Raw genomic sequence first — 15,499 nt, forward strand, 5'->3', positions numbered from 1 at the left:
GTCGGCCGGCGTTTGTGCGGCGGAGCGGTCGCGGTCAGTCGAGGTCAGTCGAGGTCCAGGACCGCCTTGCCGTGCAGGCGGCGGCCGAGCAGGGCGTCGGCTGCCTCCGCGGCCTGCTGCCAGCTGCCGCGCCAGGAGATGCCGGGGTCGAGTTCACCTGCGGCTATGCGGCCGGCGAGCCAGGTCAGGTCGGGTGCCAGCGCGGTGCAGCCGAGGAGGTGGAAGGAGGCGATGGAGCGGTCGTGCCGTCCGTCGTCGCCGTAGAGGGTGCCGTGCGGGAAGTGCTCCGGCTCCCCCGCGGCATGGCCGACGGCCACCAGCGTGCCGCCGCCGGCCAGCATCTCGTACGCCTCCACCAGCTGCTTGCCGCCGACCATGTCGAGGACGCCGTGCACGGGCTCCGTCACGGCCGCCGGCGTGCCCACGACCTCGTGGGCGCCGAGGGCGCGCAGGGCGTCGCCGCGGGCGCCCGGGTCGCCCGTGGTGGCCACGACGTACGCCCCGCCCTGGCGGGCGAGCTGGACCGCGTACCGGCCGACTCCGCCCGTCGCCCCGGTGATCAGGACGCGCCTGCCGAGGAGAGGGCCGAGGCGGTGCAGTGCGCGCAGGGCGCTGGCGCCCGCCACCGGGACCGTGCTGATGGCGCCGAGATCCGCGCCGCCGGGGACGGTGCCGATCAGATCGGTGTCCACGGCGCGGAGTTCGGCCCAGGCCCCGTCGGGCGCCAAGGTGACGACGGGGGTGCCCGCCGCGGGGCCCGAGCCGTCCGCCGCGGCGCGTTCCACCACGCCTGCCGCGTCCCAGCCGAGGACGGTGCCCTCGTCGGCCTCCTGCAGGAGATGCCCGACCTCTCCGTAGTTGAAGGAAGTCGCCGCCACCCTGACCAGGGCCTGGTGAGGCTCGGGGGTGGGATCGGGGGCGTTTCCGAGCCGGAGGCCTGCGGGGGCGGAGCGGTCGACGAGCAGGGCGCGCATGGTGGCACCTTTCGGCTGCGGCAGGGGCGTGTCCCTCTGCCTGACCCAGTTATGCCACTCAGTGGCGTAAGCATGCAAGTGGCATTCGCGCCTGTGGGGCTTTCACGGGTACGGTGAGTTCATGACCGAAGCCGCCGCCTCCTCAGCGCCACGTACGACATCCGCGACGCCAAGTCCGGCGGCGTCCGCCGAACCGCGGCCTTCACTGCGGGAGCGCAAGAAGCTGCGCACCCGGCAGGCGCTGGTCGACACCGCGCTGGAGCTGTTCACCGAGCGGGGCTTCGACGGGGCGACCCTGGACGAGCTCTGTGATGCGGTGGAGGTCTCCAAGCGCACGTTCTTCCGCACGTTCTCCAGCAAGGAGGACGTCGCCATGGCCCCGACCCAGGACCTCTGGAAGGCCTTCCTCGAGGATCTGGAGACCCGCGAGCCGGCCGAGGGCGACACCCTCGTGGAACTGCTGCAGAGCTCCCTGTTCGGCGCCCTGCGCCGCATGCCGTCCGACGGCTGGGCCCGGCGGGTACTGCTCAGCCAGCGTCTGACCGAGAAAACGCCCTCCATGGGGGCGCACGGACTGCACTTCTGCGACCGCACCAGCCGCGCCGCGCTTGAGGTGCTGCAGCGCAGGCTCCACCTCGGCGAGGCCTCCGACCTGCGGCCACGGCTCGCGCTCGACGTGCTGATCTCCGCGTTCCACTGGGCACTCGCGCGGTGGACGGAACGGTCCGGCGAGCCCACGCGCGCGCAGTTGGTGTCCGACCTGCGGGAGGCCTTCGCGGCCGTGCCCGGCAGCCTGACGTTGCGGGCCGAGCTGCGGTAGCCGGGCGCACGCCCGTCGAGAGGGGACGGCTTCACCTCGGGCTACGGCCCGTGCGTCAGGAGATGCCCTTGAGGAGCGTACGAACCAGGGCGGTGGCGAACTCGTCGACGGGCGGCGGCGGATGGGAGCCGTCGGCGTCGTACGCGAAGGAGCGCTGCGCACAGGCGCCGAGCAGCAGGGACGCGGCGGCGAAGGTGTCCGCGTCGGCGGCGATACGGCCCGCCTTCTGCTCCGCGTGCAAGTAGCGTTCCAGGCCGAGGATCGGCATGTGCGGTCCGGTGCCCATCTCCCGCATCGCCGCCTCGTGGCGGTTTCTGAGCTGGGTCTCCGCGTAGAGCGACGCGGCGATCGGGAAGCTCTGCTCGTAAAAGCGCGCGGCGCCGCGCGCGATCTCGACGAGGTTCTCCTCGACGCTCCGGCTGCCCGGCCGCGCGACCAGCTCTTCAAGCAGCGGATTGAGTTGCGGCAGACGCTCCTTGAGGACGCTGACGAACAGCTCCTCCTTGCTGGCGAAGTGCTTGTACAGCGCCGCTTCCGAGCAGCCGGCCGCTTTGGCGATCTCCTTGGTCGTCGCACGGGCGAGCCCGATGGTGAGCATCAGCTCGTGGGCTGCCTCGAGGATGCGCCCCCTCGCCGGTTTCTGCATTCCCTGCTCCAGCCGAACTTGACGGGTGAGTGAGTACTTACCCACTCTAGAGGTGAGTGAACGCTTACCCACCCGGGGAGGGTGACATGGATCTCACTGTTTTCGGCGCGACCGGAGGCATCGGCCAGGAGGTCGTACGGCAGGCACTGGACGCGGGGCACCGGGTCACGGCCGTGGTCCGCGAACCGGCCAGGCTGCCGGTGACCGGCGAGCGACTACGGGTCTTCCAGGCCGATTTGAAGGACCCCGAAGCACTGAAGGACGCGGTGGCGGGGCGCGACGCCGTGCTCTCGGGGCTCGGCGCGCGAGGCCGCGAGGACGCACGCTCGGGCATCGCCGCACGGCTGACCCGGCCGGTCCTCCAGGCGCTCGACGCGGCCGGTACGCGGCGCTTCCTCGCGGTCAGCGCGGGACCGCTCGCCCCTGAGCCGGCCGACCAGCAGTTCCTGCACCGCAGGGTCATGCTGCCGCTGGTCAAGGCGATCCTGAAGGACGTCTACGCCGACCTTCGCGTGATGGAGGCAGAGATCCGGAACAGCGCCACGGACTGGACGCTCGTACGCCCGCCGAGGCTGCTCGACCAGCCGGCCACGGGCACCTACCGCACCGCCCTGGATGTGAATCTGCGCAACGGCAGCACCATCGGGCGGGCGGATGTGGCCCACGCGATGCTCAGGATGATCGACGACCGGGCGACTGTGAAGCAGGCGGTTTCCGTCGCCTACTAGTGACGCCACCGCTAGTGGCGCCTCTCCTAGTGGCGCCCCTCAGATCTACTGGTGGCGCCCCTCAGAGGCTGACGCCCACCGTCACCGGCTCGTTCACCAGCGTGATGCCGAAGGCGTCCCTGACTCCGGCGACGACCTCGCGGGCGAGCGCGAGGAGGTCCTCCGTGGTGGCCTCGCCGCGATTGGTGAGCGCCAGGGTGTGCTTGGTGGAGATACGGGCCGGTCCCGTGCCGTAGCCCTTCGTGAAGCCCGCTTTGTCGATCAGCCAGGCCGCCGACGTCTTCAGGTGCCCCTCCCCCGCCGGGAAGGCGGGCGGGGGGACGTCCGGGCCGAGGCGCTCCGCCACGCGCGCGCGGAAGGCGGCGAACTCCTCCTCGGTGAGGATCGGGTTCGTGAAGAAGGAGCCGGCGGACCAGGTGTCGTGGTCCTCGGGGTCGAGCACCATGCCCTTGCCGGAGCGCAGCTTCAGAACCGTCTCCCGCGCCGTCGTGAGCGGGACTCGGTCGCCCGCCTCCACGCCGAGCGCACGCGCCGTCTCCGGGTACTTCAGCGGGGCGCTCAGGCCGCCCGCGTCCTCCAGCGCGAAGCGGACGCGCAGCACCACATAGCGCTCGGGGTCGGCCTTGAAACGGCTGTGGCGGTACGAGAACGCGCACTGCGCGTTCGGCAGGGTGACCGTCTCGTGGGTCTCGCGGTCGTACGCCACCACCTCGGTGATGGTCGAGGAGACCTCCTGGCCGTACGCCCCCACGTTCTGAATCGGTGTCGCGCCCGCGGAGCCGGGGATTCCGGCGAGGCACTCGATACCGGCGAGACCGGCCTCCACTGTGCGGGCGACGGCATCGGTCCAGACCTCGCCGGCGGCCAACTCCAGCTTTCCGCCGTCGAGTTCGAAGCCCTTGGTGGCGATGCGCAGGGCCGTGCCGGAGAAGCCCTTGTCACTGATCACCAGATTGCTGCCGCCGCCGATGACGAGCAGGGGGGTGCCCGAGGCGTCCGCCTCGCGCACGGCGGCGATCACCTCGGCGTCGGTCGTCGCGGTGATCAGCCGGGTCGCGGACCCGCCGAGCCGGAAGGTGGTCAGCGGGGCGAGCGGGGCGTCGTGGAGTTGCTGCACGCGCTCAAGGGTACGGTCCGGGACCGACAACGCCGGGCCCGGACCGTGGGAGTGCATGTGCGGCGCCTCAGGCCAGGCGTACGACGGCCCGGGACATGCCGAGGACCTTCTGGCCCGCGCTCATCGCGGTGAGGTCGACTCGGACGGTGCGGGCGTCGTCGTCGAGCTTGGCCGCGACCTTGCCACTGACCTCGATGAGCGCGCCCTCGTCGTCGTTGGGGACGACGACCGGCTTCGTGAAGCGGACGCCGTACTCGGCCACCGCGCCCGGGTCTCCGGTCCAGTCGGTGACGACGCGGATCGCCTCGGCCATGGTGAACATGCCGTGCGCGATGACGTCCGGCAGACCGACCTCCTTGGCGAACTTCTCGTTCCAGTGGATCGGGTTGAAGTCGCCGGAGGCACCCGCGTACCGCACCAGCGTCGCGCGGGTCACGGGGAAGCTCTGGGCGGGCAGTTCGGTGCCGACCTCGACGTCCGCGTACTGGATCTTCGCAGTCATCGTCACGCCTCCTCGGCCGCGCGGGCCACCAGCTTGGTCCAGGCCGTCACGACGTGCTCGCCGGCGGCGTCGTGCACCTCGCCACGGATGTCCAGGATGTCGTTGCCCGCCATGGACTTGATCGCCTCGATGGTCGAGGTCACCTGGAGGCGGTCGCCCGAGCGCACCGGGCGGGTATAGGCGAACTTCTGGTCGCCGTGCACGACACGGCTGTAGTCAAGGCCGAGCTGGGGGTCCTCGATTACCTGTCCCGCGGCCTTGAAAGTGATCGCGAAGACAAAAGTCGGCGGCGCGATCACATCGGAGTGCCCGAGCGACTTGGCGGCCTCCGGGTCCGTGTACGCGGGATTGGCGTCACCCACCGCCTCCGCGAATTCCCGGATCTTCTCCCGGCCGACCTCATAGGGCTCGGTGGGCGGGTAGGACCGCCCCACGAAGGACTGGTCGAGCGCCATGGACTCGGCACCTCCTGTGCTTTCCGCGGTATTCCGCAGTGTTCTGCCTCATGACCCGCAGCGGCGACTACGGGCAGTAACGACGCGAGGCCGCCCCCTGAAAAGGGGACGGCCTCGCATACGAGCCTGTTTCAGCGCGTCTCGCGGTGCGCGGTGTGCGCGTTGCAACGCGGGCAGTGCTTCTTCATCTCAAGGCGGTCCGGGTTGTTACGCCGGTTCTTCTTGGTGATGTAGTTCCGCTCCTTGCACTCCACGCAGGCCAGCGTGATCTTCGGGCGGACGTCTGTGGCAGCCACGTGAGTGCTCCTTGACGGACGGATGGACGGATGAACCAGATGAACGCAGAAAAGAGTAGCCGATCGGAGGACCGACCCCACAATCGGCTACTGTCAGTAGCGGTGACCGGACTTGAACCGGTGACACAGCGATTATGAGCCGCTTGCTCTACCGACTGAGCTACACCGCTTTGATGCGAGCCCCCTCCCCCGAAGGCGAGGGTGCCGCACATCAGAGCCCCAATACGGAATCGAACCGTAGACCTTCTCCTTACCATGGAGACGCTCTACCGACTGAGCTATTGGGGCGAGCGATGAAGACATTACACGGTCGGCCGCCGATCGCCCAAATCCGTTTCGGGGCACAGGCTCCGACGATCACCGCGCATGTCCCGCGGCTCCCTTCCGGCACACCGCACCACACCGGTACGACTATTGCGCTCCTCCGCGAAGCGGGGTGAGCGGCGTCCTAGGCTCGGAGAACGCTGCGTGATCTTGATCGAACGCCGCGTGGTCCAGTTCGCTCGAGCCACGCCCAGGAGCGCGATGCCCGACAGCCAGCCGCAGCCCCCGCACCGAGACGGCGCCGCCGAGGACGCCTCCTCGCTCCTGCTCTGCGGTGCCGTACTCACGGACGGCAGGACCGTGGACGTACGGCTCGGCCAGGGGCGTATCGAGGCAGTCGGTACAGCAGGCAGCCTGACGGCGCACGCCGCGCGCGTGGACCTCAGCGGCTACCTGCTGCTCCCCGCGCCCGCGGAGCCGCACGCCCACAGCGACACGGCGCTCACTGCGGACGCCGACGGCCCGGTCGCCAACGACGTCCAGGATGTCCAGCGGCGTACCACCGAAGCGGCTCTGCTGCAGCTCGGACACGGCGCCACCGCGCTGCGCTCACATGTGCGGATCGGTGACGTGCAGGGGCTCGGCGCCATGGAGGCGGTCCTTCAGGCCCGCAGGTCGCTGCGCGGTCTCGCCGAGCTCACGGCGGTCGCCGTGCCGCGGCTGCTCACGGGGGCAGCCGGGGCCGACGGCCTCGCCATGCTGCGGGACGCGGTGAAAATGGGCGCCTCTGTAGTGGGCGGCTGCCCCGACCTGGATCCGGATCCCACCGGATACGTCGAAGCCGTACTGGACGTCGCCGCCGAGCACGGCTGCCCAGTCGACCTGCATACGGACGGGAGCGATCCGGCCAGGCTCGCGCGGCTCGCCGCCATGTCCGGCGGACTGCGGCCAGGCGTGACGGTCGGACCGTGCGGCGGACTCGGGAAGCTGCCGGCCGACGTGGCCGCGCGTACCGCCGAGGGACTCGCCGCGGCCGGGGTGACGGTGGTCTGCCTGCCTCAGGGCGACTGCGGGGGCCTGGAGCGGCGCGGCACGGGCACGGCGCCGGTACGGACACTCAGGGCCGCCGGGGTGCGTGTGGCGGCGGGCAGCGGCGCTCTGCGCGACGTGGCGAACGAGGTGGGGCGCGGGGACCCCCTGGAGGCCGGCTATCTGCTCGCCGCCCAGCACGGCCTCGGCGCCGAGGCCGCCTACGACGCGGTCAGCTCCGTGGCCCGGGAGGCGATGGGCCTTCCCGAGATCCGCGTGGAGGCCGGATTCCCGGCCGAGTTGCTCGCTGTCCGCGGCGACCGGCTCGCGGGGGCGCTCTCCCTCGCGTACAGCCGGATCGTCGTGCACCGGGGGCGCGTGGTGGCGCGGACGAGCGCGGTGCGGGAGTACTGCGACTCCGCGGTCGCGGTGGCACTCGACCTGCCGCGACAGGGACGGTCCGAGGCCGGGGAGCCTTCTTAATGCGAGGCGCCGCCTTAAGGTGGCGCGTTTCTTGGAGCCGGGAATCGGAGTCGGGAATCAAGGCCCTTGGGCGACGGACGAGTTGGGGACTGCCGACCGGCGGCGGACACCCAGGGGACGCGCAAGGTTGACCGGGCGTTACAGGGCGCGGGAGCCCGACGCGGCGTACGGTCGGAAACATGCGCATTGTCATCGCTGGAGGACACGGTCAGATCGCGCTGCGGCTCGAGCGGCTGCTCGCCGCACGCGGCCATGAGGTGGCGGGCCTGATCCGCAACCCTGAGCAGGGCGACGACCTGCGAAAAGCCGGTGCGGAACCAGTGCTGTGCGATCTCGAGTCGGCCTCGGTCGAGCAGGTCGCGGCCCATCTGCAGGGCGCCACGGCGGCGGTCTTCGCGGCCGGGGCGGGCCCGGGCAGCGGCGTGGGCCGCAAGGACACCGTGGACCGGGGTGCGGCCGTGCTCTTCGCGGACGCCGCGGAGCGTGCCGGAGTGCGGCGGTACGTGGTGGTGTCCTCGATGGGAGCGAACCCGGCCCACGAGGGCGACGAGGTCTTCGACTCGTATCTGCGGGCCAAGGGTGAGGCCGACGCGTACGTACGCGGCCGCTCGGCCCTGGACTGGACGATTCTGCGCCCCGGCATGCTGACGAACGACGCGGGCACGGGCCTGGTCCGGCTCGAGGCGTCGACCGGGCGCGGCCCGATCCCGCGCGACGATGTCGCGGCGGTCCTCGCGGAGCTGGTGGACGCACCGGGAACGGTCGGCCTGACCCTTGAGCTGGTGAGCGGTGCGACTCCGGTCACGGTCGCGGTGAAGGACGTGGCCGGGAACTGAGTTCGGCTCAGGACAGCACGGTTACCGGTCTTTTTCCTGGCCTCAATTGGCTGCTGTGCAGGGTGCTGTAGCTGCTGTAGCTGCTGTAGCTGCTGTGAGCTGCCGTGCAGGGCCCAGACATGAAGAAACCCCCTCTGTTCCGCGTTCCCGCGGAACAGAGGGGGTTTACCTTCAAGTGGCGGCGCCAGGATTCGAACCTGGGAAGGCTGAGCCGGCAGATTTACAGTCTGCTCCCTTTGGCCGCTCGGGCACACCGCCGGGGATGCCGCCTCAGAGCCCGCCTCGCGGCTGCTCCGTGGCAACGACGTAAACGATACCTGATGCCCGGGGGTGCTTCGCCACCCGATAGATCAGCGCTCTGCACCCGGGTGGTGGCTAGGCTTTGCGGGTGCGGTCCGGGTTACCGGCCGTACCCCTTACGCACCCCGATACAAGGAGCCACAGGACATGGCCGACTCCAGTTTCGACATCGTCTCGAAGGTCGAGCGGCAGGAGGTCGACAACGCCCTCAACCAGGCCGCCAAGGAGATCTCGCAGCGCTACGACTTCAAGAACGTCGGAGCTTCGATCTCCTGGTCCGGCGAGAAGATCCTGATGGAGGCGAACTCGGAGGAGCGGGTCAAGGCGATCCTCGACGTCTTCCAGTCCAAGCTGGTCAAGCGGGGCATCTCGCTGAAGGCGCTGGACGCGGGCGAGCCGCAGATCTCCGGCAAGGAGTACAAGATCTTCGCGTCGATCCAGGAGGGCATCTCCCAGGACAACGCGAAGAAGGTTGCGAAGATCATCCGTGATGAGGGCCCCAAGGGCGTGAAGGCCCAGGTGCAGGGCGAGGAGCTGCGGGTCACCTCCAAGAGCCGGGACGACCTGCAGGCCGTACAGGCGCTGCTGAAGGGGCAGGACTTCGACTTCGCGCTGCAGTTTGTGAACTACCGGTAGGCACGCGCGCGTTGGTGCGTGTTTTGCCCGCGGGTCTTCCTCGCGGCCCTATGTGATGCGAGAAGGGCGGGTGCCTTGGAGGCACCCGCCCTTCTCCTGTGTCGCGGTCCCTGCGCGCCGCCGGTCAGCGGGAGCGGGAGTGGCCGAAGAGGAGGCGGTAGGCGATCAGGAGCACCAGGGAGCCGCCGATGGCGGCGACCCAGGTGGCGCCGTCGTAGAAGTCCTTGGCTATGGGGCGGTCGAGGAACTCGGCCGAGCCCCAGCCTCCGATGAAGGCTCCCGCGACGCCGATGAGGGTGGTGCCGATCAGGCCGCCCGGGTCACGGCCGGGCAGCAGGATCTTGGCGATGGCTCCGGCGATGAGTCCCAGAACGATCCAGCTGAGGATGCCCATACGGCTGCGACCTGCCTTTCTTTGCTGTCGGCGCGTTCGTGCAAACGTAGACGCCGGTCTTGCGGTCTTGTGGAGGAGGACGCCCTCCGGCACTTGGGCGGTTGCGGAGATCAGTAGGGTGCGGCGCATGACACAGGAGCTCCGACGCACTCTCGGTACTTTCGACGCCGTCGTCATCGGACTCGGGGCGATGATCGGTGCCGGGATCTTCGTGGCACTGGCCCCTGCCGCGGATGCGGCCGGGGCGTGGCTGCTCGTGGGACTCGGGATCGCCGCTGTTGTGGCGTACTGCAACGCCATGTCGTCTGCCCGCCTCGCCGCGATGTACCCGAAATCCGGCGGCACTTACGTGTACGGACGGGAACGGCTCGGGGACTTCTGGGGCTATCTGGCGGGCTGGGGCTTCGTCGTCGGCAAAGCCGCCTCCTGTGCGGCGATGGCGCTGACTGTGGGCACTTATGTGTGGCCGGAACAGGCTCATGCCGTGGCGGTCGCGGCGGTGGTGGCCCTGACTGCCGTGAATTACCGGGGAGTTCAGAAGTCGGCGTGGCTGACCCGGGCGATCGTGTCGGTGGTGCTTGCCGTGCTGGCCGCGGTGGTCGTGGCGTGTCTGGGCTCCGGGGCGGCGGATCTCGGGCGGCTCGGGCTCGACGGCGGGCCGGAGACGACGGCCGTCAGCGCCGGCGGAGTGCTGCAGGCGGCCGGACTGTTGTTCTTCGCGTTCGCCGGGTACGCGCGCATCGCGACTCTGGGGGAAGAGGTACGGGACCCGGCGAACGCGATTCCGCGGGCCATCCCCCTGGCGCTCGGCATCGCTCTCGCGGTCTACGCGGTGGTCGCCGTGGCCGTTCTTTCCGTGTTCGGGGCCGAGGACCTCGCGGGGGCCGCGGCTCCGCTGGCCGACGCCGTGCGCGCCTCAGGGGCTTCATGGCTCGCACCCGTGGTGCGCGTGGGTGCGGCGGTGGCCGCGCTCGGCTCGCTCCTCGCGCTGATCCTCGGGGTGTCCAGGACGACTCTCGCGATGGCTCGGGACCGGCACCTTCCGGTGGGGCTCGCGGCGGTGCATCCGCGGTTCCAGGTGCCGCACAGGGCCGAACTCGTCGTGGGGATCGTGGTGGCCGTGCTGGCCGCGCTGGTGGATGTGCGCGCGGCCATCGGGTTCTCCTCCTTCGGCGTGCTCGTGTACTACGCGATCGCCAACGCCTCGGCCTGGACGCTGGGTTCGGGGGCACGCCGTGTGGTTCCCGCGGTGGGCCTCGCCGGGTGCCTGGTGCTTGCCTGCTCGCTGCCCTTCGGGTCGGTCGCCGCGGGCGCCGCAGTGCTGGCCCTGGGCATGGCGGTGTACGGCGTGCGGCGGGGCGTGGCGGGCTGGTAGGAACTAGGAGCTGGTGGGAGGCCGGGGCGCCGGTGTTCGCAGGAGGTGTTCGGGGTGCGGAGCGCCGGGCGCCGGGGTCAGCGAGCGGCGAACGGCTGGTCCGTGCGGACGATTTCGCGGCCGAGGGGCATCAAGGAGACCGGAATCAGCTTGAAGTTGGCGATCCCCAGAGGGATGCCGATGATCGTGACGAACTGGGCGAGGCCCGTGAGGATGTGCGCCAGGGCGAGCCACCATCCCGCGAGGACCAGCCACAGCACATTGCCGACGCAGGACGGCGCTCCCGCGTCATGGCGCTCAACTGTCGTATAGCCGAAGGGCCACAGGGCGTAGACGCCGATGCGGAAGGCCGCGAGGCCGAAAGGGATCCCGATGATGGTGATGCAGAGGATCACTCCCGCCAGCATGTAGCCCAGGAACAGCCAGAAGCCGCTCAGGACGAGCCATATGACGTTGAGGATTGTCTTCACTGTTGGCGACCTGCCATCTGCTCGAGCCGGGCGATGCGCTCCGCCATCGGCGGGTGCGTGGAGAACAGTTTCGACATGCCCTGGCCCGGACGGAAGGGGTTCGCGATCATCATGTGGCTGGCCGCTTCGATCTTGGGCTCCGGGGGCAGCGGCAACTGCTGCGCGCCTCGCTCCAGCTTGCGCAAGGCGCTGGCCAGAGCGAGCGGGTCGCCGGTGAGCTGTGCTCCGGAGGCGTCGGCCTCGTACTCCCTGGAGCGGCTGATGGCGAGCCGGATGACGGAGGCCGCGATCGGGCCCAGGAGCATGATGAGCAGCATGCCGAAGATGCCCGGGCCCTCGCGGTTGTTGTTGCCGCTCGGGATCAGCCAGGCGAAGTTGACCAGGAACATGATCACCGAGGCGAGTGCTCCGGCCACGGACGAGATCAGGATGTCGCGGTTGTAGACATGGCTCAGCTCGTGGCCGATGACTCCGCGCAGTTCGCGCTCGTCCAGGATGCGCAGGATTCCCTCGGTGCAGCACACGGCGGCGTTACGGGGATTGCGGCCCGTGGCGAAGGCGTTGGGCGCTTCGGTGGGTGAGATGTAGAGCCGGGGCATGGGCTGGCGGGCCTGCGTGGAGAGTTCGCGGACCATTCGGTAGAGCTCGGGGGCCTCGAATTCGCTCACCGGGCGGGCGCGCATCGCCTTCAGAGCGAGCTTGTCGCTGTTCCAGTACGCGTACGCATTGGTGCCGAGCGCCACGAACAGGGCGACGATCAGGCCCGTACGTCCGAAGAAACTGCCGATGACGAGGATGAGCGCGGACAGTCCCCCGAGGAGTACTGCGGTCTTCAGACCGTTGTTGCGGCGGTGCACGGTGCGCCCTCCTGGTGGTGCGTCGGGGGAACCCTTACTTGCTGGTTTCCACTCTCCAGTGGACCCTCCCTACCTGGTCAACGCCAGGCGAAGGGTGCTAGTTCCCTTGTGCGCACAGGGGGCGTCCCCGGCCGTGCTCGGCCGTACGGGTGAGGCGTGGCCGGGGCGCCGCTCGGCGGCGTGTGGCGGGCTGCTCGAGCCCCGGGCGGCTCAGAACAGGACGGTCGCCGAGAAACGCAGGATGAGCTGCGGGGCCCCGGACAGCACGATGCCGGCGACGGCCGTCAGCGCGATGGCGGTGGCCAGCGGGAGCGGCACCGCGTGCTTCTGCCGTGCGGGCTGCTCGTCGCCCTCGGGCGCGCGGAACAGGACCGCGGTCCACTGCAGGTAGTAGAAGAGCGCGATCACCACGTTCAGCGCCATGACGACGGCGAGCCAGCCGAGGCCCGCGTCGACGGCCGCGGAGAACACCGTGACCTTGGCGAACAGGCCGATGATGCCCGGTGGCAGACCTGCCAGGCAGAGCAGGAAGAAACCGAGGACAAGGGCGGTCAGGGGCCGTTGCGCGTAGAGACCCCGGTAATCGCTGACGCGGTTCAGGGGCCGGGTACGGGCGACCAGCGCCGCGACGGCGAAGGCGCCGAGGTTCACGGCGGCGTACATCAGGGCGTACGCGACGGTGGCGCCGATCGCCTTCTTCGCCTCCTGCGCGCTGTCGGCGTACGCGGCCGCGGCGATCGGCACCAAGAGGTAGCCGGCCTGTCCGACCGAGGACCACGCAAGGAGTCGTACCGCGCTGTACGCGCGCGTGGCGACCTGCCGCAGGGCGGCCACATTGCCGGCCGTCATGGTGAGGGCGGCCAGGACGGCGAGCACCGGGCCCCATACGTCCGCGTACGCGGGGAAGGCCACGACGGTGACCAGGATGAGGCCGGAGAAGCCGACGGCCTTGCCCACCACGGACAGATACGCGGCGACCGGCAGCGGGGCGCCCACATAGGTGTCGGGCACCCAGAAGTGGAACGGCACAGCGGCCGTTTTGAAGGCGAAGCCGACGAGGGTGAGCGCTACTCCGGTCTGCACGAGTGTCTTCAGCTGTCCGTCGACGTCGCCCAGGGTGGCGGCGATCTCGGTGAGATGCAGGGTGCCTGTGGCGGCGTAGACGAAGCTCACGCCCAGAAGGCTCACCGCGGTGGCGGTGACGGAGGACAGGAAGAACTTGAGCGCCGCCTCGGAGGAGCGCCGGTCGCCGCGCTTGAGGCCGACCAGCGCGAAGGCGGGCAGGGAGGCGACTTCCAGAGCCACGATGAGGGTGGCGAGGTCGCGGGAGGCGGGCAGCAGGGCGGCGCCGGCCGCGGAGGACAGCAGCAGGAACCAGAACTCCCCTTCGGGGAGTGCCTTTTTCTCCTTCAGCGGGCTGACCGAGAGGAGCGCGGTCAGCAACGCACCGGCGAGTACCAGGAATTGGATGGCCACGGTGAAGTGGTCGGCGGTATAGCTGCAGACGCCCTCGTCGCCGGTGAGGCAGAACGTGGAGCGGTCGCCGTCCAGGAGAGGCAGCAACGCGAGGGTGGCCGCGGCCAGGCCGGCTACGGAAATCCACGCCAGGAGTGTCTTGTTGCTCTCGCGCACGAACAGGTCGGCGACGAGAACGATCAGGCCGACGGCCGCCGCGATGGTGGGCGGCGCGACCGCGACCCAGTCGACGGACTGGACGAGGCTTGCGGCGGCTGCGGTCATGCCTTGCCTCCTGCGAGGAGCTGCTGCACGGCCGGGTCGGTGAGGCCGAGCAGCAGCGCGGGCCAGAGTCCGGCGAGGACGGTGAGGGCGACGAGCGGGGTCCAGGCGGCGAACTCGTAGCTCTGGACGTCGGTGAACTTCGGGGCGTCCGGCTCAGGGGTGGCGCCCATGCAGACACGGCGTACGACGATCAGCATGTAGGCGGCCGTCAGCAGCGTGCCGACCGCTCCGATCGCCATGAACGTCAGGAAGGCGGGCCTGCTCAGGCCCTCGGCCGGGTCGAAGGCGCCGAACAGGGCGAGCATCTCCCCCCAGAATCCGGCGAGGCCGGGCAGTCCGAGGGAGGCGACGGCACCGAAGGCGAGCAGTGCGCCGAAGCGCGGGGCCCGGCCGTAGAGGGCGGCGCCGGTCTGCTCGGCGAGGGTGTCGAGGTCCGTGCTGCCGGTGCGGTCCTTGAGGGCGCCGACCAGGAAGAACAGCAGGCCGGTGATGAGGCCGTGGGCGATGTTGGCGAACAGTGCGCCGTTCACTCCGGTCGGGGTCATCGTGGCGATGCCGAGCAGGACGAAGCCCATGTGGCCGACGGACGAGTACGCGATGAGGCGCTTGAGGTCGCCCTTCGCTCCGCGCTTGGCCAGGGCCAGACAGGCGAGGGACCCGTAGATGATGCCGACCACGGCGAAGGCGGCGAGGTAGGGCGCGAACTCCCGCATTCCGTCCGGGGCAACGGGCAGCAGGATCCGGACGAACCCGTACGTTCCCATCTTGAGCAGTACGCCGGCGAGGAGCACCGAGCCGACCGTGGGAGCGGCAGTGTGGGCGTCCGGCAGCCAGCTGTGCAGCGGCCACATCGGGGTCTTCACCGCGAGCCCGACCCCGATCGCCAGAACGGCGGTGACCTGCACGGATGTGGTCAGCCCACGGCCGTTGTCAGTGGCGAGTGCCACCATGTCGAATGTGCCGGAGTTCAGGCCGATGAGCAGCAGCCCGAGCAGCATCACGACGGAACCGAGCAGCGTGTAGAGGATGAACTTCCAGGCGGCGGCCTGCCGTTGGTCGCCGCCCCACCGGGCGATCAGGAAGTACATCGGGATGAGCACCATCTCGAACGCGAGGAAGAACAGCAGCAGATCGAGGACGGCGAAGGTCGCGAGGGTGCCGGACTCGAGCACGAGCAGCAGCGCGACGAATGCCTTGGGAGACGGGCCCGACGGCATTTTGAAGTAGCTGTACAGCGCGCACAGGAAGGTCAGCAGCGCGGTCAGCACGAGAAGGGGGAGCGAGATGCCGTCGACACCGAAGTGGATACGTACGTCGAGCGCCGGAATCCAGCTGATGTCGGTCGTGGCCTGCATACGCGCGGGCTCGTCGTGATCGAACCCGGCCGCGAGCACGAGCGCGGCCAGGAGCACCGCACCGGTGACGGTCACGCCGTGCCGCAGCACCGCCTGGTCCGGTGACCTGCCCTTGAGGCCGGGCGGGGGCGGGAGCAGCGCCGCGGCCGCGCCGAGGAGCGGGGCCACCACGACGAAGACGAGGAGGTACTGCATGACGGTGTCGTTGATATCGATCACGGC

The 15,499-nt window shown here is 69.9% G+C and carries 17 protein-coding genes and 3 tRNA genes; 6 read left to right on the top strand and 14 right to left on the bottom strand.

Features of this window, described 5'->3' with window-relative positions; translation table 11 throughout:
* Positions 1–44 precede the first annotated feature (44 nt).
* Complete coding sequence (locus ACFQVC_RS25300; protein ID WP_381834597.1) at positions 45–974, bottom strand: zinc-binding dehydrogenase; 930 nt, start codon at positions 972–974, stop codon at positions 45–47.
* A gap of 121 nt (positions 975–1,095) precedes the next feature.
* Between ACFQVC_RS25300 and ACFQVC_RS25305 the strand changes: the two genes are divergently transcribed.
* Positions 1,096–1,794, top strand: coding sequence for a TetR/AcrR family transcriptional regulator (locus ACFQVC_RS25305; RefSeq protein WP_381834600.1), 699 nt, complete (start codon positions 1,096–1,098; stop codon positions 1,792–1,794).
* Positions 1,795–1,849: 55 nt separating this feature from the next.
* On the opposite strand, the gene ACFQVC_RS25310 is transcribed toward ACFQVC_RS25305, so the two are convergent.
* Positions 1,850–2,440: a TetR/AcrR family transcriptional regulator gene (locus ACFQVC_RS25310; RefSeq protein WP_381834603.1), complete on the bottom strand. Its 591-nt coding sequence runs from the start codon at positions 2,438–2,440 to the stop codon at positions 1,850–1,852.
* Positions 2,441–2,526: 86 nt separating this feature from the next.
* Here ACFQVC_RS25310 and ACFQVC_RS25315 point away from each other — a divergent pair, with 86 nt between their 5' ends.
* A complete protein-coding gene (locus ACFQVC_RS25315) occupies positions 2,527–3,168 on the top strand; it encodes an NAD(P)-dependent oxidoreductase (protein WP_381834606.1) in 642 nt (213 codons plus the stop codon).
* Between the two features lie 61 nt (positions 3,169–3,229).
* Here ACFQVC_RS25315 and ACFQVC_RS25320 read toward each other — a convergent pair whose 3' ends face one another.
* The 6 genes from ACFQVC_RS25320 to ACFQVC_RS25345 all read right to left on the bottom strand — a co-directional run bounded on the left by ACFQVC_RS25320 (position 3,230) and on the right by ACFQVC_RS25345 (position 5,826).
* The gene (locus tag ACFQVC_RS25320) at positions 3,230–4,285 is read right to left on the bottom strand and encodes a UDP-N-acetylmuramate dehydrogenase (RefSeq protein ID WP_381834609.1); all 1,056 of its coding nucleotides are present in this window, start codon (positions 4,283–4,285) and stop codon (positions 3,230–3,232) included.
* Positions 4,286–4,352: 67 nt separating this feature from the next.
* Positions 4,353–4,787 carry a MaoC family dehydratase gene (locus tag ACFQVC_RS25325; protein WP_381834611.1) on the bottom strand — a complete coding sequence of 145 codons (435 nt, stop codon included), beginning with the start codon at positions 4,785–4,787 and terminating at the stop codon, positions 4,353–4,355.
* Between the two features lie 2 nt (positions 4,788–4,789).
* The gene (locus tag ACFQVC_RS25330; protein WP_381834614.1) at positions 4,790–5,242 is read right to left on the bottom strand and encodes an FAS1-like dehydratase domain-containing protein; all 453 of its coding nucleotides are present in this window, start codon (positions 5,240–5,242) and stop codon (positions 4,790–4,792) included.
* 131 nt (positions 5,243–5,373) lie between these two features.
* On the bottom strand, positions 5,374–5,538 hold the full coding sequence (gene rpmG, locus ACFQVC_RS25335; protein WP_003948671.1) for a 50S ribosomal protein L33: 165 nt from the start codon (positions 5,536–5,538) through the stop codon (positions 5,374–5,376).
* A gap of 97 nt (positions 5,539–5,635) precedes the next feature.
* Positions 5,636–5,708 (bottom strand) — tRNA-Met (locus ACFQVC_RS25340).
* 45 nt (positions 5,709–5,753) lie between these two features.
* Positions 5,754–5,826: transfer RNA gene (locus tag ACFQVC_RS25345), tRNA-Thr, on the bottom strand.
* Positions 5,827–6,063: 237 nt separating this feature from the next.
* On the opposite strand from ACFQVC_RS25345, the gene ACFQVC_RS25350 reads away from it, so the two are divergent.
* On the top strand, positions 6,064–7,314 hold the full coding sequence (locus ACFQVC_RS25350) for an amidohydrolase family protein (RefSeq protein WP_381834616.1): 1,251 nt from the start codon (positions 6,064–6,066) through the stop codon (positions 7,312–7,314).
* A gap of 179 nt (positions 7,315–7,493) precedes the next feature.
* Entirely contained in the window at positions 7,494–8,150 is a 657-nt protein-coding gene (locus tag ACFQVC_RS25355; protein ID WP_381834619.1) for an SDR family oxidoreductase, read from the top strand.
* 176 nt (positions 8,151–8,326) lie between these two features.
* On the opposite strand, the gene ACFQVC_RS25360 is transcribed toward ACFQVC_RS25355, so the two are convergent.
* A tRNA-Tyr gene (locus tag ACFQVC_RS25360) sits at positions 8,327–8,408 on the bottom strand.
* 189 nt (positions 8,409–8,597) lie between these two features.
* Between ACFQVC_RS25360 and ACFQVC_RS25365 the strand changes: the two genes are divergently transcribed.
* On the top strand, positions 8,598–9,086 hold the full coding sequence (locus ACFQVC_RS25365; protein ID WP_381834622.1) for a YajQ family cyclic di-GMP-binding protein: 489 nt from the start codon (positions 8,598–8,600) through the stop codon (positions 9,084–9,086).
* A 124-nt stretch (positions 9,087–9,210) separates the two neighbouring features.
* Here ACFQVC_RS25365 and ACFQVC_RS25370 read toward each other — a convergent pair whose 3' ends face one another.
* The gene (locus ACFQVC_RS25370; protein ID WP_381834625.1) at positions 9,211–9,480 is read right to left on the bottom strand and encodes a GlsB/YeaQ/YmgE family stress response membrane protein; all 270 of its coding nucleotides are present in this window, start codon (positions 9,478–9,480) and stop codon (positions 9,211–9,213) included.
* Positions 9,481–9,607: 127 nt separating this feature from the next.
* On the opposite strand from ACFQVC_RS25370, the gene ACFQVC_RS25375 reads away from it, so the two are divergent.
* The gene (locus tag ACFQVC_RS25375) at positions 9,608–10,855 is read left to right on the top strand and encodes an APC family permease (RefSeq protein ID WP_381834628.1); all 1,248 of its coding nucleotides are present in this window, start codon (positions 9,608–9,610) and stop codon (positions 10,853–10,855) included.
* A 77-nt stretch (positions 10,856–10,932) separates the two neighbouring features.
* Here the strand turns inward: ACFQVC_RS25375 and ACFQVC_RS25380 are convergent, their stop codons facing one another.
* From ACFQVC_RS25380 to ACFQVC_RS25395, 4 genes are all read right to left on the bottom strand, one after another.
* Positions 10,933–11,325, bottom strand: coding sequence for a YccF domain-containing protein (locus ACFQVC_RS25380; protein WP_381834630.1), 393 nt, complete (start codon positions 11,323–11,325; stop codon positions 10,933–10,935).
* A complete protein-coding gene (gene htpX / locus ACFQVC_RS25385; protein ID WP_381834632.1) occupies positions 11,322–12,182 on the bottom strand; it encodes a zinc metalloprotease HtpX in 861 nt (286 codons plus the stop codon). The genes ACFQVC_RS25380 and htpX overlap by 4 nt, the downstream gene beginning before the upstream one ends.
* Before the next feature lie 210 nt (positions 12,183–12,392).
* Positions 12,393–13,922, bottom strand: a complete 1,530-nt coding sequence (locus ACFQVC_RS25390; protein WP_381834634.1) for an NADH-quinone oxidoreductase subunit N — start codon at positions 13,920–13,922, stop codon at positions 12,393–12,395.
* Positions 13,919–15,496 (bottom strand): NADH-quinone oxidoreductase subunit M, encoded by a 1,578-nt coding sequence (locus ACFQVC_RS25395; RefSeq protein WP_381834637.1) that lies wholly within the window; start codon positions 15,494–15,496, stop codon positions 13,919–13,921. Before ACFQVC_RS25395 ends, ACFQVC_RS25390 begins: the two co-directional genes overlap by 4 nt.
* Positions 15,497–15,499 lie beyond the last annotated feature (3 nt).

Source organism: Streptomyces monticola, assembly GCF_042665355.1.
Lineage (GTDB): Bacteria > Actinomycetota > Actinomycetes > Streptomycetales > Streptomycetaceae > Streptomyces > Streptomyces monticola.

What these genes read in the sequence shown, in the direction of transcription:
- ACFQVC_RS25370 (WP_381834625.1), bottom strand. Translation starts at nt 9,480, where the DNA reads ATGGGCATCCTCAGCTGGATCGTTCTGGGACTCATCGCCGGAGCCATC.
- ACFQVC_RS25330 (WP_381834614.1), bottom strand. Translation starts at nt 5,242, where the DNA reads ATGGCGCTCGACCAGTCCTTCGTGGGGCGGTCCTACCCGCCCACCGAG.
- ACFQVC_RS25305 (WP_381834600.1), top strand. Translation starts at nt 1,096, where the DNA reads ATGACCGAAGCCGCCGCCTCCTCAGCGCCACGTACGACATCCGCGACG.
- ACFQVC_RS25325 (WP_381834611.1), bottom strand. Translation starts at nt 4,787, where the DNA reads ATGACTGCGAAGATCCAGTACGCGGACGTCGAGGTCGGCACCGAACTG.
- ACFQVC_RS25300 (WP_381834597.1), bottom strand. Translation starts at nt 974, where the DNA reads ATGCGCGCCCTGCTCGTCGACCGCTCCGCCCCCGCAGGCCTCCGGCTC.
- ACFQVC_RS25375 (WP_381834628.1), top strand. Translation starts at nt 9,608, where the DNA reads ATGACACAGGAGCTCCGACGCACTCTCGGTACTTTCGACGCCGTCGTC.
- ACFQVC_RS25315 (WP_381834606.1), top strand. Translation starts at nt 2,527, where the DNA reads ATGGATCTCACTGTTTTCGGCGCGACCGGAGGCATCGGCCAGGAGGTC.
- ACFQVC_RS25365 (WP_381834622.1), top strand. Translation starts at nt 8,598, where the DNA reads ATGGCCGACTCCAGTTTCGACATCGTCTCGAAGGTCGAGCGGCAGGAG.
- ACFQVC_RS25355 (WP_381834619.1), top strand. Translation starts at nt 7,494, where the DNA reads ATGCGCATTGTCATCGCTGGAGGACACGGTCAGATCGCGCTGCGGCTC.
- ACFQVC_RS25310 (WP_381834603.1), bottom strand. Translation starts at nt 2,440, where the DNA reads ATGCAGAAACCGGCGAGGGGGCGCATCCTCGAGGCAGCCCACGAGCTG.
- ACFQVC_RS25350 (WP_381834616.1), top strand. Translation starts at nt 6,064, where the DNA reads ATGCCCGACAGCCAGCCGCAGCCCCCGCACCGAGACGGCGCCGCCGAG.
- ACFQVC_RS25390 (WP_381834634.1), bottom strand. Translation starts at nt 13,922, where the DNA reads ATGACCGCAGCCGCCGCAAGCCTCGTCCAGTCCGTCGACTGGGTCGCG.